Here is a 23,230-nt window from a genome sequence, read left to right as displayed (position 1 = left end):
GGAACCGTGTCCCGATCAGCAGACGCGCTGTTGCCGCGCGACACCCCCGTGCAACTGATCGACGCCGAGGGCGTCGTCCAGCCCGACCCCGAGTTCGCCCTGCCCGATCGCGAGACGCTGCGACGCGCCTACGCGGGACTCGTGAACGGCCGCCGCATCAACGATCAGTGCAATGCGCTCGTGCGCCAGGGCCGGCTGGCCGTCTACCCGGCATCGACCGGCCAGGAGGCCTGCCAGATCGCGGCGGCGCTGTGCCTCGAGCGCGGCGACTGGCTGTTCCCGACCTATCGGGATTCGGTCGCGGTGATCGCTCGCGGCGTCGAGCCGGCGAATGCGATGGTCCTGCTGCGCGGAGACTGGCACTCGGGCTACGACCCGACCGAGTACGGGATCGCGCCGCAGGCGACTCCGCTCGCGACGCAGCTGCTCCACGCGGTCGGCTTCGCGCACGCCGCTCGGCTCCGGGGCGAAGACACCGTGGTGCTCGCGATGTGCGGCGACGGCGCCACGAGCGAGGGCGACTTCCACGAGGCGATGAACTTCGCCGCCGTCTTCCACCTCCCGGTCGTCTTCTTCGTGCAGAACAACGAGTTCGCCATCTCGGTGCCGCTCTCACGGCAGACCGCGGCGGCGTCTCTCGCGCACAAGGCCATCGGATACGGAATGCCCGGCGAGCGCGTCGACGGGAACGACGTCGCCGCGCTGCTCGCCGTGCTCGGCGCGGCCGTCGATCGAGCCCGTTCCGGTCAGGGCCCGAGTTTCATCGAAGCCCACACGTACCGCATGCTCGCGCACACCAACGCCGACGACGACACCCGTTACCGCGACCGCGAGGAGGTGCAGGCGTGGGTCGGACGGGATCCGCTCACCCGGCTGCGCAGCCACCTCCGCGAGTCAGGCGCCCTGACCGAGGCCGACGAGTCGGAGCTCGACGCTGCCGCTGAGGAGATCGCGAGCGAACTGCGATACGCGATGAACGCGGACCCGGAATTGAACCCCGAGGACCTCTTCACCCACGTCTTCGCGCAGCGACCCGAGATGCTCGACGCGCAGTGGGACGCGCTGCGCGACGAGATCGAGCGCACGGAGGTCGAGTCATGAGCACCACGATGGCGCACGGCGCCGCTCCAGCCGGAACGCCCGCCGGCGCTGCGCCATCCGCTCGCGACGCCGAAGCCGGGGCGACGACGGTCGAGACGCTGACGATGGCGAGCGCCCTCAACCTCGCCCTCGCCGACGCTCTCGCGAGCGATGACCGCGTCGTCGTCTTCGGCGAGGATGTGGGAGCGCTCGGCGGCGTCTTCCGCATCACCGATGGCCTGACCGCGCGATTCGGCGAAGACCGCTGCTTCGACACACCCCTTGCCGAGTCGGGCATCGTCGGCACTGCGGTCGGAATGGCGATGAACGGGCTCGCCCCGGTCGTCGAGATGCAATTCGACGCCTTCGCGCTGCCGGCGTTCGAGCAGGTGGTGAGTCACGTCGCGAAACTGGGCAATCGCACCCGCGGCGATCTCCGCATGCCGATGGTGATCCGCATCCCGTACGGCGGCGGGATCGGCGGCGTCGAGCATCACTGCGACTCCTCCGAGGCCTACTACGCTCACACGCCCGGGCTCACCGTGGTGTCCCCGTCGACGCCGCAGGACGCATATTCGCTCCTGCGCGCGGCGATCGCCTCCCCGGATCCCGTGGTCTTCATGGAGCCGAAGAAGCTCTACTGGTCGACCGGGCCGGTCGATACGTCGATCGCCGCCGATCTGCGCCGCGCCCGCGTCGTGCGGCCGGGCAGCGACGTGACGCTCATCAGCTACGGCCCGTCCGTTCCGATCGCCCTCGAGGCAGCCGAGGTCGCGGAAGCGGAGGGGCGCAGCGTCGAGGTGGTCGATGTGCGCACCCTGACACCCTTCGACGATCGCACCGTGATGGAGTCGGTGCGGCGCACCGGCCGCGCTGTGGTCATCGCCGAGGCTCCAGGCTTCGCCAGTGTCGCGTCGGAGATCCAAGCCCGCGTGTTCGAGCAGTGCTTCGAGTACCTGGAGGCGCCCGTGCGGCGCGTGACCGGATTCGACACCCCGTTCGCCTCACCGAAGTTCGAGCACTGGTACCTGCCCGACGCCGAGCGCGTACTCGACGCCATCGAAACCCTGCACTGGGAGGATCAGTGATGAGCACGCGCGTCTTCAACCTGCCAGACCTCGGCGAGGGCCTCACGGAAGCCGCGCTCGTGCGCTGGATGGTCTCCGTCGGCGACACCGTCAGCATCGACCAGCCCATCGCGGAGGTCGAGACGGCCAAGAGCATCGTCGAGCTGCCCTCGCCCTACGCCGGCGTGGTCGTGCAGCTGCACGGCGCGGAGGGCGATGCACTGCTGACCGGCTCCCCGGTGCTCGAGGTGCTCGATGAGCGGGCGCCCGAAGCCGCTGAGCCCGCGGTCGGCTCGCCCGAGTCACCCGGAGCGCCTCCGTCGCCGGACGAGGAGCGCGAGGCCTACCGTCACGAGGAACGGGCGGGATCCGGCAACGTGCTGATCGGTTACGGCACTGGCCGCGGGCCCGCGAAGGGCCGTCGCCGCCGGGCCAGGGGCGGCATCGGCGGGGGGCGCAGCGGCGCCACCTCGACTCCCGCCCTGGTGCACGGAGCCCCCGCCCCGGTGCGGATCAGCGACGCACCGCGCCGCACGGTCGCCGTGCGGTCTCCGATCGTGCGTCGTCTCGCCCGGGAGCTCGGGGTCGACCCGCACCGGGTGCGCGCGACGGGGAGCGATGGCGCGATCACTCGCGCCGACGTGCTGCGCGCTGCGGATGCGCCTCGCGCAGATGCTTCCGAGGGCACTCAGCAGGATCCCGTCACCGCAGGCGCGCACACGTCGCCGCTGCCGGTGGCCCGCGTCGAGCGCTTCAGCCCGCTCCGGCGCGTCGTCAGCGAGACGCTCTCGCGCAGCAGGGCCGAGATTCCCGAAGCGACGGTGTGGGTCGATGTCGATCTCACCGAGCTCTGGGAGCTGCGCCCGCTCATGGCGGCGGACGGCGAGCGGCCGCCATCGCTCACGGCGATCCTCGCCCGCTACACGCTGCTCGCGCTGCAGCAGTACCCGATTCTCGCGAGCCGCCTGGCGCCGACCGGTGACGCGATCGAGATCTACGAGGGCGTGAACCTGGGCATCGCCGTCGACACGAGCCGCGGGCTGATGGTTCCGGTGATGCGCGACGCGCACGCGATGTCGATCGCCGAGCTCGACGGTGCGCTTCGAGCGCTCAGCGCGTCGGCGCGCGACGGTCGCACGCCGCCCGAGCAGCTGCGCGACTCCACCTTCACCCTCAATAACTACGGCGGACTCGGCGTGGACGGTTCGGCGGCGATCATCAACCACCCCGAGGTCGCCATGCTCGGGATCGGGCGTGTGCTGGAACGCCCGTGGGTGGTCGACGGCCAAGTGCAGGCTCGGCGCATCGCGCAGCTCTCGCTCGTCTTCGACCATCGCGTCTGCGACGGCGGCTACGCGGCTGGCTTCCTGCGCGCGGTGACCGATATGCTCGAGCACCCGCTGCGCGCGTACTCCCGGGTGTGAGGCCACTACCAGCTGGTGACGGCGCGCACCCGAACCTCTTGTACTGACGCACACGGGCAAAGCACTGAGTGTCAGGGGCAGGGCACTGTTTCTTCGGGCAAGGGCACTGATTCGCGGGCCGGAGCACTGACGAAGACGGTTCACGGCGCCCCTCCTGGCTAACGTGTCGCTCATCGCTTGCGACGCGTTCAGCTCAGATTGGCAGCCATATGAAGTTCGATGTTGATGAGATCAAGAGAGCAGCAAATCGTTTGACTCGCGCCTTCGCCGAAGTGAGGAATTCCGGATACGTCTCGTGTTCGGACTGCGGCAGTGGTGTCAAGAGATCCGTCGTTACTTGGCGATGATGAACTGAACGATGAGCACGCAATGGACAGACGAAGATCCGGGCGCGGGCTCGACAGCGTCACTGGAAAATCTTGCTTCGAAGTTCTCGTCGATGAGTGCAGAATTGGAAATGGGTCGAGGTGATGTCGCCAATAGTCTCGAAGTGTTTTCCGATTACTGGTCTGGGCTCGCGGCATCGGCGGCTCAAGAGCGAGTCAGCGCAATACAGGTTCGCGCCGAGACGCTCGAAGAGGCTGCTGCTGCGGCAAAGCGAGCTCTGAACGCATACATCGATGAATTGGAAGCGATACAACCGCTTGCGAACGATCAGATCGCCATACGCGAGCATGCAAAGGAACAGGTTAGAGAGATCGCGTTCGAGTTGAGCGCCTTACCGGTCACTGGGGACCATTTCCAAGATACAGAGAAGCGGAATGATCTCGAAATGCGACTCAGAGAAGCTCACGATTCTGAGGAACACGCCCTGGGCCGCGTGCTCGATCTTGCGAAGCGCCGTCAAGCCGCCGATCACGCGCTCCTGGAGACCCTGCGGGCAGTGCTCGCGGACGGCTGGGTTCTCCCAACAGGGGCTTTCCCGTCAGATCGCTCCTGGGAGCAGCAGGTTTTCTATGAGTACGATATGGGGCACTCCTTAGGGGTGAGCACGGACGAGTACACCGCTCAGGAGCTGATGGATCTATTCAAGAAGCACCCGACAGAGATCTTCCCGTTTGTGGTCACCGGCGACTCGGCAGAGTTTCGGGACGGCGCGGTATTTGAACTCTCGGAGACCCTGTTCTTCTTCAAAGGTGGAATTGACACCGGCAGAGTTGTGGTAAATACGACGGATACCAGCGTCAAGTTCACGGTCATTTCCGACAACTACTTCGACGGCCCAGGGTCCACCATCGAATTCTCGATCGTGGAGAAAGGTGGGCAGTTCACGCTGCGGAAAGTTGCAAACGCCGAGAAAGCACAAGCCGGGGTGGCGCAGCTGGCCCCGGGCGGTGCCTACCTTTCATGGTCACTACAAGCGGCTAATTTCAAGAATGTGATCAGAAAGTACGGCGCAGGTAACCAATGACTCGAAACTCGACACTCTCCCTGGTTTGCTTCGGCCCACTCGTGTGCAGTGCACCGTTCGTGCTCTATGCGGTGATCTCCGCACTACTCGAACCGGACCGATTCGGTCTTGCGATGTATTGGGGTTTCGGGCTGCTGGTTCTTCCAAGCGTTGCAGTGGGATTCTTCACTGGGCTGATCGGGTATGGCTGCAGCGCAGCGGCGCGGCGATCGCTGCATTGGGATCTTCCCATACCCCATGCGCTCATCGTCGGGGCGGGGAGTGGCGCATTCGGCGCGGTTCCGGTCGGCTTTCTGGTGTCTGTCACGAAGCTTGGTCTCGATCTACCCATGGCGATCCTGGCGAGCGGGATCTACGTGTTCGTCGTCTTCACCGGATACGTCCTCCTCTGGGAACGACGCGCACGGCGACCGCACGGCTCGGACGGGAATCACCCCTGATCAAATGTTTCGGAGCCTATTTCTGTCTCTCGTGCTCGCGGGCTGCGTCTCCGTCGGCTCGCCCTTCCTCGCGTGGTGCGTCCTGTATCTTCATTCCCAGCGCTTTTCTCGGCTTGTTCACGGGCGTCGCGGCGTACTCCACTGACCGATGGTCGCGTCGAAGATACCGCCGCTTTCCCCGCGCCCTCTTCGTCGGGTCGGGTAGCGGCGTCATCGGAGCGGCTCCGCTCGGTCTGCTCGTGTCATCGACAGCTCGCGGTCTTGCCCTGACGCCCGCGATTCTCGGGAGCGCGATCTACGTGTTCGTCGTGTTCACAGGATACGTTCTGCTCTTGGAACGACGCGCGCCGCGACGCCACGGCTCGGACGGGGACACCTGCCCCTGACCGCATCGTGGCCCGACGGGATCGCTTCCCGCCGGGCCGTGGTGCGCCGGTCGCCGGCTAGACCGTCACGACCTCGTTCGAGCGCGTGTTCAGCGCGACGCCCTTCGGCTCCTTCACGAGCGACACGGCCACGAGTGAGACGATCGTCACGCCGAGGATGTACAGGCCGATCGTCCACGACGCTCCCGTGGCGCCGAACACGAGATCGGCGATGAGCGGAGCGAACGCACCGCCGAAGATCGCGCCGATCGCGTACCCGATGGAGACCCCGGAGTAGCGCACGTCGGCGGGGAACATCTCGGCGTAGAGCGCGGCCTGCGGGCCGTAGGAGAGTCCGAGCCCGACGGTCATCAGGAACAGGGCGAGGAAGTACATGAAGATGTTGCCGGTGTCGATGAGGAACCACATCGGCACGGCCCAGATACCCAGCAGCACGTACCCGATCTGGAAGGTGCGCACGCGCCCGATGCGGTCGGAGACGATGCCGCCGAACAGGGTGAACGCGAGCCACCCGAAGGAGGCCAGTGTGGTGGCGAGCAGCACCGGGGGCCGCTCGAGGCCGAGCCCGCCCTCGGCTTCCGGCCGCGTCGCATACGCCGAGAAGAAGGCGATGAGCAGGTAGCCGGCCGCGTTGTTCGCGATGAAGATGAGTGCGGCGAGCACCACCTCCTTCGCATGCTTCGAGAAGAGCGTCTTCAGCGGTGCGGCAGATTCGCCCTTGCGCTCCTGCAGCTCCTTGAAGACCGGGGACTCCTCGACGGCGCGGCGGATGAAGTAGCCGACGAGGATCAGCACGATGGAGAAGAGGAACGGGAGGCGCCAGCCCCAGGTCAGGAACTGCTCCTCGGTCAGCGTCGTGGTGATGACCCACATGGTCGCGGTCGCGAGGATCATGCCGAGCGGCACGCCGATCTGCGGGTACGCGCCGAAGAAGCCGCGCTTGTTCTCGGGCGCGTGCTCGACCGACATGAGGGCGGCCCCGCCCCACTCGCCGCCGGCCGAGAAGCCCTGCAGCACGCGGAGCAGCACGAGCAGCACCGGCGCCGCGACGCCGATCTGGGCGTAGGTCGGCAGCACGCCGATCAGGGCGGTGGCGAGCCCCATCAGAATGAGCGTGAGCACGAGCATGCGCTTGCGCCCGAGCCGGTCGCCGAGGTGCCCGGCGACGATGGCGCCGAGGGGGCGGAACAGGAAGGAGATGCCGAGGGACGCCCAGGCGACGATCTGGCCGACCGTCTCACCCGCGGGGGCGAAGTAGAGCGTCGCGAAGACGGCGCCCGCCGCCTGCGCGTAGATGAAGAAGTCGTACCACTCGATGGTGGTACCGACGACGGTGCCTGCGAGCACCTTGCGCCGTTCCGCCTGCTTGGCAGCAGCAGTCATGGTCATGTGAACTCCGTTGTTCGTATGGACGGCCAAGTTACCGACCGTTCGGCCAGTAATAGAGCGTACACGAATACGACCCATCGCATGCATGATGGGAGCATGTTCGAGAACTTCGCCGTCGAAGACATCGCGACGGACGAGGCGACCATCCACGTGCGGTACGGCGGCGACGGGCCGCCGGTCCTGCTCCTCCACGGGCATCCGCGCACTGGGGCCACCTGGCACAGCGTCGCCCCCAGGCTCGTCGACGCCGGGTATTCGGTGATCTGCCCGGATCTCAGGGGGTACGGCCGATCGCGGGGACCGGATCCGACCGAGGATCACAGCGCTCACTCGAAACGCTCGATGGCCGGGGATCTGACGCAGCTCATGACGATCCTCGGTCACGATCGTTTCCACCTCGTCGGACACGACCGCGGCAGCTACGTCGCGCTCCGCCTCGCGCTCGACCACGGAGAACGAGTCGATCATCTGGCGCTGCTGGATTGCATTCCGATCAGCGAGCACCTCGCTCGCGCAGATGCTCGGTTCGCCGCGCTGTGGTGGCACTGGTTCTTCTACGTTCAGCCCGAGACTCCCGAGCGCGTCATCAACGCCGACCCCGAGAGCTGGTACGGCGCGGACCCGGAGCGCATGGGTGCTGAGAACCATGCGGAATGGTTGGCGGCGATCCGCACCCCAGATGTCGTGCGGGCGATGCTCGAGGACTATCGCGCCGGACTCACGATCGATCGCGCCCATGAGGAGGCCGACCGCGTTGCTCGCCGTCGGCTCTCGATGCCGGTACTGGCGCTGTGGTCGGAGCAGGACGACCTCGAACAGCTCTACGGCGACCCGCTCGCGATCTGGCGAGACTGGGCGGTCGATGTACGAGGGCACGGCATCGACTCGGGTCATCACGTGGCCGAGGAAGCGCCTGCGCCCCTGAGCCAAGCGCTCATCGACTTCTTCCCCACCCCCAACGCGGAAACACCCGATCGCTGAGGGCGGGTACGGATCAGGGGCGGCCGGGCTCTCGCCCGGGCCGCCCCTGTCAGATGCGTCTCTTACAGCGCGCGACGGCGCCGTGCGAGGAGCAGCAGCACCCCACCGGCCACGAGCCCGGCTGCGAGCAGAGCACCGGTGAGCAACTCACCGCCGGTCACCGCGAGCCCGGGGGCGACCCCGATCTCGTTCTCGAGATCGACGAGCGCCTGAGCACCCGCGTCTCCCGTGACGGTGAGCACGATCCGCTCGCCCGCTCCGTCGATCGACGCACCCGCCGACTCGGTCGACCAGTCGGCTCCGACCCAGCTGACGGCTGCGGGCAGATCCGCCGCCGTTTCAGTGAATGTCACCTCTGTGCCGAGCGGCAGCCCGTCGAGCACCGTCGGCTCGCCGGCGACGAGCTCGAGCTCGACGCGCTGGGGTTCACCCATCAGGTCGGTCCAGCTCGCGCTCACCGGGTACACGGTGTCCGCGGGCACCTGCGATGCACCGTCGCCCGTGAGCGACTTGGTCACCGAGAGGCTTCCGAGCTTCGGCGTCACCGTGTTGATCAGGTCGACGGCCAGCGTCTGCGCGGCCCCGATGGTGAGGGTGGCGGTGCCGTCGTCGTGCACGACGAGTCCATCCATCTCCCATTCGGGAGCGTTCCAGCTGAACGCATCTGTGTCATCGGAGGCAGCCTCGGAGAGCGTCACCTCCGTGCCGTGCGGAAGGCTCCCGTCGAACTGCACCGGAGTGCCGTCGGTCGGGATCGCGAGCTCTGCCGAGTGCGGCTCACCGGCCTCGAACCACGAAGCGGTGACCGCGACGGACTCGGGGACGCCCGCCGCTTCGAGCTCGACGCCGTCGACATGCTTCGCCACGGAGAAGGTGCCCGGTGCCCACGTCGCCTCGTTCACCACGGTGACCAGGGTCATCTCGCCCTGCTGATCCGAGACCACGATCTCGGCGCTGCCGTCACCGTTGTCCGTCACCCGGTCGCCGGAGATGGCGATCGCGTCCCAGATGACGGTGTCGATGCCGGGGCGGTCGCCCTCGGTGATCGTGACGACGGTGCCAGCGGGAAGGTCGACTCCCAGCGGGGTCGGTTCGACCGCGTTGATCGTGAGCTCCTTCGACTGTTCACCGTCTGCGTCGGTCCACGTCGCGGTGACCGGGAACTGCGTCTCGGGATCGACCTCTCCCGCTGCCGCGCCTCCGATTCCCTTGAGCACGCTGATGCCGGCGACTGACGTCGCAGCGTGGTTCTCCAAGAACACCTGCGCAGTCGCGTCGCGTCCGATCGTCACGGTCGCCGACTCTTCGGTCACGACGACGCCGTCACCGGACCAGACGGGTGCCCCCCACGCAATGCCAGAAGCATCTCCGAGCGGAGTCTCCATCAACTCGACCTGCGTGCCGACCAGCAACTGCTCGCCGAATTCGACGGGCGTGCCATCGGTCGGCACCGTGAGGATCTTCGAGCCGGGTACGCCCTCCTGCTCCCAGACCGCGGTGACTGTCACCGCATCGGGCACGGCTGGATTATCAGCCTCGGCGCCGGTCACGTTCTTCACGACCGAGAACGTTCCCACGGTCCGCTCGACGCTGTTCGTCAGCGTGACGACCGCTGGAGCCGTTGCGTGGTCACCGGTGATCGTGATGCTCTCCGGGGAGAAGACCGGGTCGCCCCAGGTGAACCGGTCGGTATCGACCGGGCGCGCTTCGCTCAACGCGACCGTCGCACCGATCGGCAGATCATCGATGAGCACGGGTGCTCCGGCCCGCACGGTGACCGTGCGATCCGCCTGCTTCGGGAACCCTTCGCCCAGCGCGGTCGTATCGATCGCCGCGGTCACTTCGTAGGCGCGATCCGTGTCGACCTGGCTGGCCGCCCCGCCTGCGACCTGCTTCACCAGCGACACCGCGCCGAGCTGCGCCTCATTGGTGAGGTCGACGGTGACGTTGCTGCCCGGTGTCAGTGCTGCGACGGCGGTCTTCCCGCCGTCACCCACGGTGACGGCTTCGCCCTCCGCGAATACGGGATCACCGAACACGACGCCGGGGATCGCCGGGAAGGTCGGTTCTGACAGCGCCACCGTCCAGCCGAGGCCGCGCGAGTTCGGGCCGCTGATCCGATCGCCGTTCAACGGCACCTGGAGGTCGTACTCGAGCTGCATCTGGCCCTGCGGATCGATCTCCTGCACGTGCACGGTGAACATCGTGCCCTCGGGAACGAATGCTGCTCCCGCAGTGTCGGCGAGGGTCTTGCTGATCCCCACCGAACCGCGTGAGACGCCCTGACCCGTGCCGCTGCCGCGATTGCTCTGCGTCACCGACTTCTCATACGTCTTCCCAGCGACCTCGGCGGAGTTGCCGTACGAGGTGCCCGGCGCGTCCATGCCACCGCTCGAGGTGCACGACGTGTAGCTGATCACGTACTGGTACTCGGCGCTGAACCCGGTCGCCTGGCTCCCACCGGGCTGCGCCAGCGTCGGGCGCGGGATCGCGAGCGTGATCACCCCATCCTCGTGCGACGCGGTCACGGAGTCGGTGAGATCGACAGTCGCGAGCCCCCCGTTTCCGACCTGGTCGCGAGCTTCGACCTTCAGGCCGAGCTGCGAAGCCAATCCGCTCGTGGGATCACCGGCGACGCACACTTCGTGCGCACCTGAGAGGGTGTCCGTGACGACGAGGTCGCTGTCCACCGCCGAGAGCCGCTCGCCCGGGACGGTGATGTTCCAGTTCATGGTCGTCTGCGGGAGGTGCTCGACGCCGTCGAGCGTGACCGACCTGCCGTTGATGGCGCCGTTCTTGCCCTCGGAGCGTCCGGGAACCTTGGTCTCGGTGCCGGCGACCTGACCGTCGACCTCTACCTGGTTGGTGTACGCGGTGCCGCCTGCCGGCAGCCCGTCCTGACTCACGCACGTCGAGTAGGTGATGACGTACCGGTAGTCCGAGGCCTTGAAGGAGAATGCCGGATCGGAGATGTCGAAATCGATCGCGAATGCCTGCGCCGAGGAAGACGTCACAGTCGGGGCGAGCATTCCGGTGACGTCGCGCTGGAGCTGATTGCTCGGGCCGTAGCGCTCGGTGATCCTGATCCCGCTGATCGTGTCGCTGCACACCTCGTGCCCGGCTCCGAGTTGTTCGCTGAACACGAAGCCGTCCTTGCCCAGCAGCTGGTCGCCCGGCACGCTCACCGTCCAAGCGATCTTTCCGTTGCGCTCTCCACCGCCGAGCACCGTGCCCGACTTGGTGAGCGACCCCTGCCACGGTCGCGGATGCAGCCCGATGATGCCAGAGGACTCGCCCCACACATCGATGCTGGCCTCGTTCGTGTACTCGGTGCTCTCGGGGTCGATCTGCCCGTCGGGCGTGCAGGTGTCGTAGGTGATGCGGTACGTCACGTCGGGATCGAAGCCGCCTTCGGGAGCAGTGAGCTTGATCGTGAAGTGCTGCGCATCCGCGCCCGGCACGATCTCGGCGACGCTCGTCACGTCGGCGACGGCGCTGCCTCGCACCGTCTCCACCTTCATGTTCGACGGCGTGCACAGCGCGTGCCCCGCTCCGAGCGTGTCGGCGACGTTGATGACGTCGTGGGCCTGCATGCGCGAGCCCGGGAGGTCGATCGTCCATTTCATGGACCAGTTGTTGGCGTTCATCTCGCCCGTCTTGCTCCAGGTGTCCGGAATCTCGATGCCGTCATCGATTCCGCCGCCACCGGGCAGCTCGACGGGGACGTCCTGCCCGTTGAGGTCGAAGACGAGGGCTTGCTCGTCCGTCGCCTCCACTGCCGTGACGTCGAATGCGAACTCGCCGCTGACGAGCTCGGGATACAGCGCGACTTCCTCGGTGAGCGTGCACGTGACGATCCCGGTCGACGCGTCCGCGAGACACGTCGCCCAATCGACGACCTCTCCCGTTTCCGTCGGCCCGCTCAGCGAGAACGGCACGTTGGCCGGGATCCGCAGTTCTTTGGGAAGGCCGATCGTGAAGACGTCTCCCGGCTGCGGGTCCGCCGCGGCCGCATCCCAGCTGCCCGTGACCGACACCGTGTCGCCGACGACCAACTGCCCGTCGGGCCCGCTTCCCGCGCCGATCACCACTTTCGTGACGGCGATCTCGGGGTTCGGAGCGGCGTTCGCCGCCGCGGGAATCGTCAGCAGACCGCTGACGGCGAGCAGCGCCGCGGTCAGCGCTGAGATGATCCTTCCGATTCGGAAGGGGCGGACCTGATGTCCGTGTGTGCTGTGGGAACGCATGTGCGCGCTTACTCTCCTCGTGCTCGTGGCATGGATGGACCGCGTCTACGCGGCGATTCCGGGGCGCCCGTGTAAATGTCTGGGGCGCCTCGGAGCAGGCAACGGCCGGCTCCCGGGGTACGTCGGGGAACGGTCCACAGGAGCCGACTCACCGATAACACGGCGCACGCCCCGTTTCGTGACGCACGTTTCACGAAATGCTCGAGAAAACTCTCCGGCGCCCGCTCAAGCTGCGTACCGGAGATCCCGCGATGGCGTGGCGTGGATTCCGGGGAAGACGTGCATTCCGAGGGAAAAGGACTCATAATGCATCGGGGTGCTCTCCGGCATCGCAACATCGGGAGCGCGAAGGGGGATGAGATCGTGGCCGACCAGCAGCACGACTCCGATGAGGACCTCCTCTCCGCGTACCGGGCAGGAGATTCCGCGGCGCTCGCCGTGCTGTGGGAGCGGCACGTTCGGCCGGCGATCGTTGCGGCCAGAAGCATCGCGCCATCGCTGGACGCGGAAGACGTGGTGTCAGACGCCTACCTGAAGATCATCGAGAGCATCGAGAAGGGCAGGGGGCCGCACGGCGCCTTTCGGCCGTACCTGTACCGGGTCGTGCAGTCGGTCGCCGCGGACAAGCTCCGCAGCCCGGAGACGCACGTTGCAGAACTGCACGAATCCCACGAGATCCCCGAAGCAGATCCGTGGGAGGACCATGCGTTCGACCGCAACGCCGCGGCGCAGGCCTTCAACTCGCTCAGCGAGCGCTGGCAATCGGTGCTCTGGTACACCGAAGTCGAGGGTCTGCCCCCTCGAGAAGCGGCGCAGCTGCTCGGGATCAAGCCCAACGCCGTGTCAGCCCTCGCCTCACGGGCCCGCGAGGCTCTGGCATCCGCATGGGTCGAAGCGCACGTGCAGCGCGAACTCGCCTCCGCCGAGTGCGAATCCACGCTGCAGGATCTGCAGCGGTATCAACGCGGAAAGTTGACGAGTGCGCGCTCGCGCGCGGTGCAGGCGCACCTGCAGACCTGCCGCTCGTGCGCCGCAGCCGCCGATGAGGTCGCGCTCCTGAACCGCAAGCTCGCCCTCATCCTGGCGACCATCTTCGTCGGCGGCGGTTCGGCCACCGCCCTGCTGGGCGGTTTCACCGGGAGCACGCCGGCGGCCGCGAGTACCGGCGGCACGATCCGGAAGCATCTCTCGAGCGCACCCGCGAGAACCGCGGTGATCGCCGGCGCCACCATCGTCGGCATCGCCGCCGTGGTGACCGCGGCACTGGCCTTGAGCGCGTCGTCGGCGCCCGTTGCCGCCACCGGCTCCGGGATCACGGCAGCAGCGCCCGGGTCGTCGAGTGACGCCGCAGATGCGCCGCTCGGCGGCGGAGCGGAGTCCGACTCCGACTCGGATTCCGACTCCGACTCCGGGGATGGGGGCTCTGAGTCATCCGATCAGCGCGAGCACACCGGAGCGGACGATGATCGCCGAGCGTTCGTCGAGATTCTGGGCGTCGAACCCGCACCCGGCCCGGGGCCCTCCGAGGGTCCCGACCCTGCCGGCGATGAGTCGGGCGATTCGCGAGGGACAGGTGATGCCTCGGCCGATGGATCAGGCAGCGTGGATGGCGACTCAACGGGAACCGCGTCGAGCGACGGATCCGGTGCATCCGGTTCCGCCGGGGGCGCGGATGCGGGAGCCACCGGAGCGCACACAGCCGCATCGACCGCGGACGCCGACGCGAGCGGCGGTGCGGACGCAGACGCGGGCGGCGATTCCGGCGGCGAGCCGGTCGATGATGCCGATCCCACGCTGCTCGTCGGCTTCGCCTGTTACGCCGAGAACCCGGACCAGGGTTTCGTGCTGACCGGAACGTCGTCGACGGCGGGCGCGCTGCAGGCGCGGATCACGCAGCTGCCGACGACTGCTCCCGTGCTCCTCATTGCGTATCCCAGCGTGCAGGACCCTTCCGGCGTCGTCTTCGAGAACGTATTCACGGGCACCGATCCCGACCCGAATCCGTGGTGGTGGACACCCTCCCTCACTCCGCTCTCGCAGTGGGACGGGCTGCACGATGCTCCGATCACTGACGTCATGATCGAGATGCGACTGCTCTCGCTCGACGGCAGGCACTCACCGTGGACGACGGTGACGCCCGACACCACCTGCTAGCTGCGCTTCGCGGGTGCGATGAGCGGGATCGCCGCAGCGACGAGGATCAGGCCGAGGCCGACGAGGTCGGGCGCCGTGGGGATCTCCCCGAGGAGCACCGCGGAGGCGAGGACTCCGAAGAGCGGCACGAGGAGGCTTCCAAGGCCCGCAGCACCCGCCGAGATCCGTTGGAGGAGCCCGAACCAGATCAGGTACGCGATCACGGTGCCGAGCAGGGCGTTGTAGGCGAGCCCTGCGGCTGCGCTGCCGGTCAACAGGAAGGGAGCGGTCCTCGGGTCGAGGGCGAGGCCGACGAGTGAGACCGCAGCAGCCGCGACGAGCTGCCATGCGGTCGTCGCGATCGGAGGGGCGTCCACATCGATGCGCTTCAGGTACACGGTGCCGATGGCCCAGCTCACCGCGGCGGCCAGCGCGTAGAGCGCGCCGAGCCAGTCGCCGGTGCCGAGCAGCGGCCACGCGAGGATCACCAGCCCTGCAGCACCGAGGGCGAGACTGGCCGACCGTCTCGCGGTGATCGGTTCGCGAAGCACGAAGCGTGCGAGCAGCACGACCCAGATCGGCATGGTGTAGACGCAGATCGTGGCGCGCCCTGCGGTGGTGTTGAGCAGCGCGAGCGCCGAGAACACGCCGAACCCTCCGATCCCGAACGCGCCTGCGATCAGCAGGCGGACCAGGTCGCGAGGATCGCCGATGCGCAGTCTGGTGCGGGTGCAGAGGGCGATCGCGACCAAGACGACGGCGGCGCCGCCGAAGGTGATGACGCGCAGCTCCCACAGCGTGAAGGAGGCGAGGGCGGCTTTCGCCGCGACGAAGTTGACGCCCCAGAGCAGTGCGACCAAGACGAGCGCTCCGCGGTCGGCCGCCTTCACGAATCGCCGTCGGGTGCGGTGCGCGTCATGGTGGCCTTCTCGAGTGAACGTGGGTGATCGAATCAGCCGATGCTCCCCGTCATCGGCCTCTGCTCACCGTAGAGACATTTCCGGCTCGGGCAGAAGGCCGGAAAGGCGCGATTCGCACCGACCGGTATCGGAACGCGGTATCGGGGGCGTGTTTGCGCGCGGTGACGCGGCCCCCTATTCTGGTATTCATTACCGAACGGTCAGTCACTAATTCGACTGACTCGGGCAGACACGGAGGTCACCGCCCATGCCAGAGGCATTTCTCGTAGGCGGCGTGCGCACGCCGGTCGGCCGGCACGGGGGCGCTCTCGCTGCGATGCGCCCCGACGATCTCGCCGCGATCGTGGTGCGCGCGGCGGCCGAACGAGCCGCGATTCCCGGCTCTGAGATCGATGAGGTGATCCTCGGGGCTGCGAACCAGGCCGGGGAGGACAACCGCAATGTCGCACGCATGGCCGTCCTGCTCGCTGGTCTCCCCGACAGCGTGCCCGGCTACACGGTGAATCGACTCTGCGCGTCGGGCATGACCGCGGTGGCGAACGCATCGCAGGCGATTCGCGCAGGCGACGCCGACCTGATCGTCGCCGGCGGCGTCGAATCGATGACCCGTGCGCCCTGGGTGCAGCAGAAGCCCGATCGGGCATGGGCGAAACCCGGCGCCCAATTCGACACGTCCATCGGCTGGCGCTTCACGAACCCCGAGCTGCAGCGCCGCGACAAGGCGACGTACTCGATGCCCGAGACCGCTGAGGAGGTCGCCCGGGTCGACGGCGTGAGCCGGGAGGACGCCGACGCGTTCGCCGCCGAAAGCCATCGCCGCGCCCTGGCAGCCATCGCAGGCGGCCGCTTCATCGAGGAGATCGTGCCGGTCGCGGTCGCAGGACGACGCGGGGAGACCCGGATCGTCGACACGGACGAAGGACCGCGGCCGGGCACATCGATCGAGGTGCTCGCCGACCTGCGCCCGGTCGTCGACGGCGGCACCGTCGTGACGGCGGGCAACGCCTCCTCGTTGAACGACGGCGCCTCGGCGGTCGTCGTGGCGAGCGCCGAGGCTGTCGAGCGCCACGGTCTGAGGCCGCGGGCCCGCATCGTGACCAGCGTCTCCGTCGCCCTCGCCCCCGAGATCATGGGACTCGGGCCGGTTCCCGCGACGGAGAAGGCACTCGCCCGCGCTGGGCTCACGATCGACGACATCGGCTCGATCGAACTCAACGAAGCCTTCGCCTCGCAGTCGCTCGCCTGCATGCGACGGCTCGGTCTCGATCCCGCCCGCGTCAACGCCGACGGCGGCGCCATCGCGCTGGGGCACCCCCTCGGGTCTTCCGGGTCGCGCCTCCTCGTGACGCTCCTCGCCAGGATGGAGCGCGAGGGCTCGCGCTACGGCCTCGCGACGATGTGCGTCGGCGTCGGCCAGGGAACGGCGACGATCATCGAGCGGGTGGCCTCATGACCGGCGCGGCCCTGCGCGTCGAGGATCGCGGAGACTTCGTGCTGGCGACGCTCGATCGGCCCGAGAAGCGGAACGCGATCGACCTGGCCGTGATCGACGCACTGCACGAGCTGTGCGCCTCGCTCGAAGCGCACCCTCGAACGCTGGTGCTGCGGGGCGCCGGCGGCGCCTTCGCGGCCGGCGCGGACATCGCCCAGCTGCGGGAGCGGACGGCCGCTGACGCCCGCGCAGGCATCAACACCCGCGCGTTCATGCGCGTGCACGCCCTCCCCATGCCGGTGATCGCGGTGCTCGAGGGGCACACGCTGGGCGGCGGCGCGGAGCTGGCGTACAGCGCCGACATCCGCATCGGCACGCAGTCCCTCACGATCGGCAACCCGGAGCCCGGCCTCGGTATCATCGCGGCGGCAGGAGCGAGCTGGCGGCTGCGGGAGATCGCCGGCGAGGGCATCGCCGCGGAGATGGTGCTCACCGGCCGCATCCTGTCAGGCGACGAAGCGTTCGCCGCCGGAATCGTCACCCATCTGCACGCCGACGGCGACGCGGCGTTCGCGACGGCGGTCGCCATTGCGAAGCGCGTGGCAGCACTCGACCCGGCTGCGGTGCAGGCGTCGAAGCGCGTGCTCGGCGCGCCCCGCTCCGCCCACCCGCAGGTCGATCTCACCGAACAGGCGATCCTCTTCGACAGCCCGGAGAAGCATCGGCGCATGACCGCCTTCCTCGAGCGAAAGCAGCAGCGATGAACGCAGCGAACGAGAATCCGCGCATCGATACCGTTCCATCGCGCGTCGGCGTGCTCGGGGGCGGCCGCATGGGCGGCGGCATCGCGCACGCCTTCCTGCTCGCGGGAGCCTACGTGGTGGTGGTCGAGCAGCACGTCGCGGCAGCCGACTCGGCGCGCGAGCGCATCGAGCGGAGCATCGACGCATCGATCGCGCGCGGGCACGAGGGCGACGCTGCGCTGCTCAAGCAGGCGCTCACGGTCGCGACCGACATCACCGCGTTCGGCGCCTGCTCGCTCGTGATCGAAGCGGTGCCGGAATCGCTCGAGCTCAAGACCGAGGCGCTCGCAGAGATCGAGCGGCAGCTCCCGCACGATGCCGTGATCGCGTCGAACACCTCGTCGATCCCGCTCGCCCGACTGGCCGAGGCCCTCGACCGCCCGGACAGGTTCGTCGGCCTCCACTTCTTCAATCCGGTGCCGGCCTCATCGCTCATCGAGGTCGTGGTGAGCGCCGGTACCGCGCCCGAGCTGCCCGCGATCGCGGCCGGCTGGGCGCGCGCCTTGGGCAAAACACCGATCACCGTGCACGACGCGCCCGGATTCGCCTCCAGCCGCCTCGGTGTGGCGCTCGCGCTCGAGGCGATCCGCATGGTCGAGCAGGGCGTCGCCTCGGCCGCCGATATCGACCTGGCGATGGAGCTCGGCTACCGGCACCCCGTCGGTCCGCTGCGCACCACCGACATCGTGGGGCTCGACGTGCGACTCGGCATCGCCGAGCAGCTCGAACGCGATCTCGGCCCGACGTTCGCCCCGCCGCAACTGCTGCGCGACCTGGTGGCGGACGGGCGCCTCGGACGCAAGAGCGGCCGCGGCTTCTACGACTGGCCAGCATGACCAGCACCAGCACCAGCACCAGCACCAGCACGACAGGAGAGTCACCGATGACCCGCACGCTGCAGAGCTACGTCCACGACGCATGGTGGAGCCCGGCCGATATCACCAGAGGCGCGGAGGTGCGCGACGCGACCACGGGAGAACCGGTGGCGATCGTGTCGAGCGAAGGTCTCGACCTCGCGGGCACGATGGAATTCGCACGGACGGTCGGCCAGCGCCATCTGGGCGAACTCACCTTCCATCAGCGCGCGGTGATCCTGAAGCAGCTCGCGCTGGCCCTGACCGAGCGCAAGGCCGAACTGTACGAGCTCTCGACGCGAACGGGCGCCACGAAGGCCGACTCCTGGGTCGATATCGACGGCGGCATCGGCGTGCTCTTCACCTATTCGGGCAAGGGGCGGCGCGAGCTGCCGAACGCGCGCGTGCAGCTGGACGGTCCCGTCGAGCCCCTGTCGAAGGACGGCACGTTTCTCGGCCGGCACATCCGTACCACGCTCCCCGGCGTCGCGGTGCAGATCAACGCCTTCAACTTCCCGGTGTGGGGCGCACTCGAGAAGCTCGCGCCCGCCTTCCTCGCCGGCATGCCCACCATCGTGAAGCCGGCGACGCCGGGCGCATACGTCACCGAGCACCTCGTGCGCATCATGGTCGAATCCGGGCTGCTGCCCGCAGGATCCCTGCAGCTGGTCACAGGATCGATCCGCGAGGTGTTCGACCATGCGCGTCTCGGCGACGTCGTCGCATTCACCGGCTCGGCATCGACGGCCGACGGCTTGCGCCGCCATGACGCAGTGCAGGCCGGAGGGGTGATCTTCAGCGCGGAGACCGATTCGATCAACGCTTCGGTGCTCGGCCCGGACGCGGTGGCTGGGACGCCGGAGTTCGACGCGTACGTGCGTCAGCTGGTCACGGAGATGACCTCGAAGGCCGGGCAGAAGTGCACCGCCATTCGCCGTGCCATCGTGCCGCTCACGCTGGTCGACCCGCTCATCACCGCCGTGCGGGACCGGATCGCGTCGAAGGTCGTCGTCGGCGATCCGCGCGCGGACGGGACCACCATGGGCGCGCTCGCCTCGATCGAGCAGCGCGACGAGGTGCTGCGGCAGGTGCAGGCACTCGTCGACGGCGGTGGTCGCATCGCGCTCGGAGACGGTCAGAATCCGGGCGAGGAGACGGCCTTCCTGGAGCCCATCCTGCTCCGCTTCGACGACGCCTGGGCGCCCCGGGTGCACGACACCGAAGCGTTCGGGCCTGTGGCCTCGGTGATCGGGTACGCGACACCGGAGGAGGCGGCCGCGCTCGTCGTGCGCGGCGGCGGTTCGCTCGTCACGAGCGTCGCCTCGGCCGACCCCGAGTTCGTCGCCGGCCTCACGCGCATGAGCGCTGCAGCGAACGGACGCATGCTCGTGCTCGACCGCACCGACGCGCGCAGCTCGACCGGCCACGGCTCGCCGCTGCCGAACCTGGTGCACGGCGGCCCCGGCCGTGCGGGCGGCGGTGAAGAGCTCGGCGGCGTGCGCAGCGTGTTCCACTACATGCAGCGCACGGCGATCCAGGGCAGCCCGGAGATGCTCACCGCGATCACCGGAGTGTGGCACGCAGGAGCCGCGACGCGCGATGAGGCGCACCCCTTCCGCAAATCGCTGCAGGAGCTGCGCGTCGGCGATCGGGTGGTATCGGAGGAGCGCGAGATCACCCTCGACGACATCGCGCACTTCGCCGACTTCACCGGCGACACGTTCTACGCCCACACCGACGAGGCGGCCGCGGCTGCGAACCCCTTCTTCCCGGGCCGCGTCGCGCACGGCTACCTCCTGCTGTCATTCGCCGCAGGCCTCTTCGTCTCACCCGAGCCGGGGCCGGTGCTCGCGAACTACGGCCTCGAGAGCCTCCGCTTCATCACGCCCGTATCGCCGGGCGACCGCATCAGAGTCGCGCTCACGGCGAAGCAGATCATTCCGCGCGAGACGGACGAGTACGGCGAGGTGCACTGGGACGCGGTGCTCACGAACCAGGAGGGCGAGATCGTCGCCACCTACGACGTGCTGACGCTGGTGTCGAAGACGCACGAGGCGGTGGCCGCCTGACAGCCCCGGGCGGGGTCATCTGAAGTCGGCGACCTCGTTGACCCGCAGCCCGGAGCGCACGTAGGCGAGCACCGCGTCGGCGAGCGCGTCGGGGGTCTCGGGGCCATCCGGCCGGTACCACTCGACGAGCGAGTTCACGAGGCCGAACGTGAAGCGGGCGGCGAGCCCTGGATCGAGGTCGTCGCGGAGTGCGCCCTCGCTGCGCGCCCGCTCGAAGATGGCGCGCAGCCGCGCGGTGAGCGCACGGCGCCGCTCGAGCGCACGAAGCTCGACGTCGGAGTTGCCGTGCAGGCGGAGCAGCAGAATCAGATAGGGCTGCTGCTCGCAGGCGACGAGCACGGCGGCGCGCACGATCTCCCGGATCTGCCCCACCGCATCGACGCGACCGGACGCCTCGCGTTCCCCGCCCTCGGCGGCGTCGCGCCCCTCGGCCTCGTCGAAGACGCGCTCCAGCGCGCCGAGGGCGCGTTCGAGCGCGATCTCGAGCATCTCGGCCTTCGAGGCGAAGTGGTGGTAGACCGCCGACTTCGAGAGCCCCAGCCTGTTCGAGATCATGCCGAGCGACGAAGCGTCGTACCCGTGGTCGGTGAAGACCTGCACGATGACTTCGAGCATGCTGCTCTGGTCGTATCCCGGTCGGCCCCTGCGGGGTGCTGCGTCCGAGCTCTCCATGGATCTGTTCCCCTCAGGCTCGGTGACCCGCACCTCCAGAAGCGTGAGCGCGGTCTTCCGCGCTGCACGCAAATCTACCGCAGGTCGTAGAGGCGCTTGAGCTTTCCCTCCGAGCGCGGCAGCGACCCGATCGGCGCCAGTTCCACGCCGATCGTCGCTCCGATCCGATCCTTCACGCACTTCTGCAGCCGTCGCAGCGCGGCGTCTGCACCGTCGGGGTGCGCATCTGGATCGGCCTCGATCTTGATCGTGAGGTGATCCAGCGCCCCCCGCTTCGTCAGTTCGAGCACGAAGTGGCTCGTCAGCCCGTCGACCTCGCACGCGATCTCCTCGATCTGGGTGGGGAAGAGATTGACGCCGCGCAGGATGATCATGTCGTCGTTGCGTCCCGTGATCTTGGCGATGCGGCGGTGGGCCGGGCGGCCGGTGCCGGCGTGCAGCGAGGTGAGGTCGCGTGTGCGGTAGCGGATCATGGGGAAGGCTTCTTTCGTCAGCGTCGTGAAGACGAGCTCGCCGGTCTCGCCGTCGCTCACCTGCTGCAGCTGATCGTCGATGATCTCGGGCAGGAAGTGATCTTCCCAGATGTGGGGACCGTCTTGCGTCTCCACGCACTCACTGCCGACGCCCGGACCCATCATCTCGGAGAGTCCGTAGATGTCGATGGCGCGGATGTCCATGCGTTCCTCGAGTTCGCGTCGCATCGCCTCGGTCCAGGGCTCTGCTCCGCAGATCGCCACTTTCAGGCTCGTGCCGCGCGGGTCGAGCCCGGCCCGCTCGAACGCGTCGGCGATCGTCAGCAGATAGCTGGGCGTGCACATGATGGCGTCGGGCTCGAAGTCGCGAATCAGCTGCACCTGCTTCTCGGTCTGGCCGCCAGACATGGGGATCACCATGCAGCCGAGGCGTTCGATGCCGGCGTGGGCGCCGAGCCCGCCCGTGAAGAGGCCGTAGCCGTAGGCGTTGTGCACGCGCCAGCCGGGCCGCACGCCTGCGGCGTACAGCGATCGCGCGATGAGGTCCGCCCAGTTGTCGAGGTCGCGCTCGGTGTATCCGACGACCGTGAGCCGCCCGGTCGTGCCCGACGATGCGTGCACGCGGCGCACCTGCTCCATCGGAACGGCGAAGAGCCCGAACGGGTAGTGATCGCGCAGGTCGCTCTTCGTCGTGAACGGCAGCCGTTCGATGTCTGCGAGGGAGCGGATGTCGTCGGGATGCACGCCGGCTGCGGCGAACTTCTCGCGGTAGAACGGCACGTTTTCGTAGGCGTGGCGCACCGTCCACTGCAGACGCTCGAGTTGCAGCGCCTCGAGTTCGGCGCGGGTGAGGCGCTCGGCCGGGTGGAGGCCGGCCTCGATGGGGGCGTCCTCAGTGGCTGCGCGCGTGGCAGGGGCGGCAGGGATCGCGGGTGCGTGAGTCTCAGTGATCATGGGTGCGCTCTTTCGTATTCGGAGTCTCAGGAGGCGGGCAGCGGCCGGTCGGTGGCGAACGAGCGGCCTCGGAATTCGGCGATCGTGTCGCCGTGCTGGTCGCGGACGGTGATGTCGTAGAGCCCGTTGCGGCCCGACACCCACCGCCGCTCGGCGACTGCGGTGAGCGTGTCGCCTGCTCGGCTGGCTCGGGTGAAGGTGATGTCGACGCCGGATGCGACGACGGCGTTCTCGCCCTCGTTGCAGGCGTAGGCGAAGGCGGTGTCGGCGAGGGTGAAGACCATGCCGCCGTGGGTGATGCCGAAGCCGTTGACCATGTCGTCCCGCACCGCCATCGACAGCTCGGCTCTGCCGCGCTCGAGCGATTGGAGTCGGATGCCGAATGCCGTCTTGGCCGTGTCAGAGCGGAGCATGGCGGTTGCGGACCAGCTCGGGTCGAAGGCGATGCGATCCTCGATGCCGCCGTGCGGCGAAACGTTCGTCGGTGAACTCATA

At 68.3% G+C, this 23,230-nt stretch carries 17 protein-coding genes; 11 read left to right on the top strand and 6 right to left on the bottom strand.

What is annotated here, in order from left to right:
* Positions 1 to 6: 6 nt before the first annotated feature.
* From pdhA to JSQ98_RS11225, 5 genes are all read left to right on the top strand, one after another.
* A complete protein-coding gene (gene pdhA, locus JSQ98_RS11245; RefSeq protein WP_211649757.1) occupies positions 7 to 1,101 on the top strand; it encodes a pyruvate dehydrogenase (acetyl-transferring) E1 component subunit alpha in 1,095 nt (364 codons plus the stop codon).
* Between the two features lie 8 nt (positions 1,102 to 1,109).
* Positions 1,110 to 2,168 carry an alpha-ketoacid dehydrogenase subunit beta gene (locus JSQ98_RS11240; RefSeq protein ID WP_430413605.1) on the top strand — a complete coding sequence of 353 codons (1,059 nt, stop codon included), beginning with the start codon at positions 1,110 to 1,112 and terminating at the stop codon, positions 2,166 to 2,168.
* Positions 2,168 to 3,571, top strand: a complete 1,404-nt coding sequence (locus tag JSQ98_RS11235) for a dihydrolipoamide acetyltransferase family protein (protein WP_211649755.1) — start codon at positions 2,168 to 2,170, stop codon at positions 3,569 to 3,571. The genes JSQ98_RS11240 and JSQ98_RS11235 overlap by 1 nt, the downstream gene beginning before the upstream one ends.
* 358 nt (positions 3,572 to 3,929) lie before the next feature.
* Positions 3,930 to 4,982: a hypothetical protein gene (locus tag JSQ98_RS11230; protein WP_211649753.1), complete on the top strand. Its 1,053-nt coding sequence runs from the start codon at positions 3,930 to 3,932 to the stop codon at positions 4,980 to 4,982.
* Positions 4,979 to 5,422, top strand: coding sequence for a hypothetical protein (locus JSQ98_RS11225; protein ID WP_211649751.1), 444 nt, complete (start codon positions 4,979 to 4,981; stop codon positions 5,420 to 5,422). Before JSQ98_RS11230 ends, JSQ98_RS11225 begins: the two co-directional genes overlap by 4 nt.
* A gap of 443 nt (positions 5,423 to 5,865) precedes the next feature.
* Here JSQ98_RS11225 and JSQ98_RS11220 read toward each other — a convergent pair whose 3' ends face one another.
* Positions 5,866 to 7,197 carry an MFS transporter gene (locus JSQ98_RS11220; RefSeq protein ID WP_090145966.1) on the bottom strand — a complete coding sequence of 444 codons (1,332 nt, stop codon included), beginning with the start codon at positions 7,195 to 7,197 and terminating at the stop codon, positions 5,866 to 5,868.
* Between the two features lie 96 nt (positions 7,198 to 7,293).
* Here JSQ98_RS11220 and JSQ98_RS11215 point away from each other — a divergent pair, with 96 nt between their 5' ends.
* Positions 7,294 to 8,178, top strand: coding sequence for an alpha/beta fold hydrolase (locus JSQ98_RS11215; protein ID WP_211649749.1), 885 nt, complete (start codon positions 7,294 to 7,296; stop codon positions 8,176 to 8,178).
* A gap of 62 nt (positions 8,179 to 8,240) precedes the next feature.
* Here JSQ98_RS11215 and JSQ98_RS11210 read toward each other — a convergent pair whose 3' ends face one another.
* A complete protein-coding gene (locus JSQ98_RS11210) occupies positions 8,241 to 12,425 on the bottom strand; it encodes a DUF5979 domain-containing protein (RefSeq protein WP_211649747.1) in 4,185 nt (1,394 codons plus the stop codon).
* A gap of 306 nt (positions 12,426 to 12,731) precedes the next feature.
* On the opposite strand from JSQ98_RS11210, the gene JSQ98_RS11205 reads away from it, so the two are divergent.
* A complete protein-coding gene (locus JSQ98_RS11205) occupies positions 12,732 to 14,579 on the top strand; it encodes a sigma-70 family RNA polymerase sigma factor (protein ID WP_211649745.1) in 1,848 nt (615 codons plus the stop codon).
* On the opposite strand, the gene JSQ98_RS11200 is transcribed toward JSQ98_RS11205, so the two are convergent.
* Positions 14,576 to 15,448: a DMT family transporter gene (locus JSQ98_RS11200; protein ID WP_211649743.1), complete on the bottom strand. Its 873-nt coding sequence runs from the start codon at positions 15,446 to 15,448 to the stop codon at positions 14,576 to 14,578. The two genes, JSQ98_RS11205 and JSQ98_RS11200, sit on opposite strands and share 4 nt — an antisense overlap.
* Positions 15,449 to 15,725: 277 nt before the next feature.
* On the opposite strand from JSQ98_RS11200, the gene JSQ98_RS11195 reads away from it, so the two are divergent.
* Genes JSQ98_RS11195 through paaZ form a run of 4 tightly spaced genes read left to right on the top strand, consistent with a single transcriptional unit; the run spans position 15,726 to position 20,636 of the window.
* On the top strand, positions 15,726 to 16,931 hold the full coding sequence (locus JSQ98_RS11195) for a thiolase family protein (protein WP_211649741.1): 1,206 nt from the start codon (positions 15,726 to 15,728) through the stop codon (positions 16,929 to 16,931).
* The gene (locus tag JSQ98_RS11190) at positions 16,928 to 17,674 is read left to right on the top strand and encodes an enoyl-CoA hydratase/isomerase family protein (protein WP_090145952.1); all 747 of its coding nucleotides are present in this window, start codon (positions 16,928 to 16,930) and stop codon (positions 17,672 to 17,674) included. Before JSQ98_RS11195 ends, JSQ98_RS11190 begins: the two co-directional genes overlap by 4 nt.
* Positions 17,671 to 18,549 carry a 3-hydroxyacyl-CoA dehydrogenase family protein gene (locus tag JSQ98_RS11185; RefSeq protein WP_211649739.1) on the top strand — a complete coding sequence of 293 codons (879 nt, stop codon included), beginning with the start codon at positions 17,671 to 17,673 and terminating at the stop codon, positions 18,547 to 18,549. The genes JSQ98_RS11190 and JSQ98_RS11185 overlap by 4 nt, the downstream gene beginning before the upstream one ends.
* 47 nt (positions 18,550 to 18,596) lie before the next feature.
* Entirely contained in the window at positions 18,597 to 20,636 is a 2,040-nt protein-coding gene (paaZ, locus tag JSQ98_RS11180) for a phenylacetic acid degradation bifunctional protein PaaZ (protein WP_211649737.1), read from the top strand.
* A 15-nt stretch (positions 20,637 to 20,651) separates the two neighbouring features.
* Here the strand turns inward: paaZ and JSQ98_RS11175 are convergent, their stop codons facing one another.
* From JSQ98_RS11175 to paaI, 3 genes are all read right to left on the bottom strand, one after another.
* Positions 20,652 to 21,308: a TetR/AcrR family transcriptional regulator gene (locus JSQ98_RS11175; protein WP_211649735.1), complete on the bottom strand. Its 657-nt coding sequence runs from the start codon at positions 21,306 to 21,308 to the stop codon at positions 20,652 to 20,654.
* Positions 21,309 to 21,382: 74 nt separating this feature from the next.
* Positions 21,383 to 22,735, bottom strand: coding sequence for a phenylacetate--CoA ligase PaaK (gene paaK / locus JSQ98_RS11170; RefSeq protein WP_211649732.1), 1,353 nt, complete (start codon positions 22,733 to 22,735; stop codon positions 21,383 to 21,385).
* A 26-nt stretch (positions 22,736 to 22,761) separates the two neighbouring features.
* The gene (paaI, locus tag JSQ98_RS11165; protein ID WP_090145943.1) at positions 22,762 to 23,229 is read right to left on the bottom strand and encodes a hydroxyphenylacetyl-CoA thioesterase PaaI; all 468 of its coding nucleotides are present in this window, start codon (positions 23,227 to 23,229) and stop codon (positions 22,762 to 22,764) included.
* Position 23,230 lies beyond the last annotated feature (1 nt).

This window comes from Leucobacter manosquensis (assembly GCF_018304845.1).
GTDB classification, from domain to species: domain Bacteria; phylum Actinomycetota; class Actinomycetes; order Actinomycetales; family Microbacteriaceae; genus Leucobacter; species Leucobacter alluvii.
The sequence above is the reverse complement of the archived record's forward strand: the minus strand, read 5'-3'. Positions and strand labels throughout refer to the sequence as shown.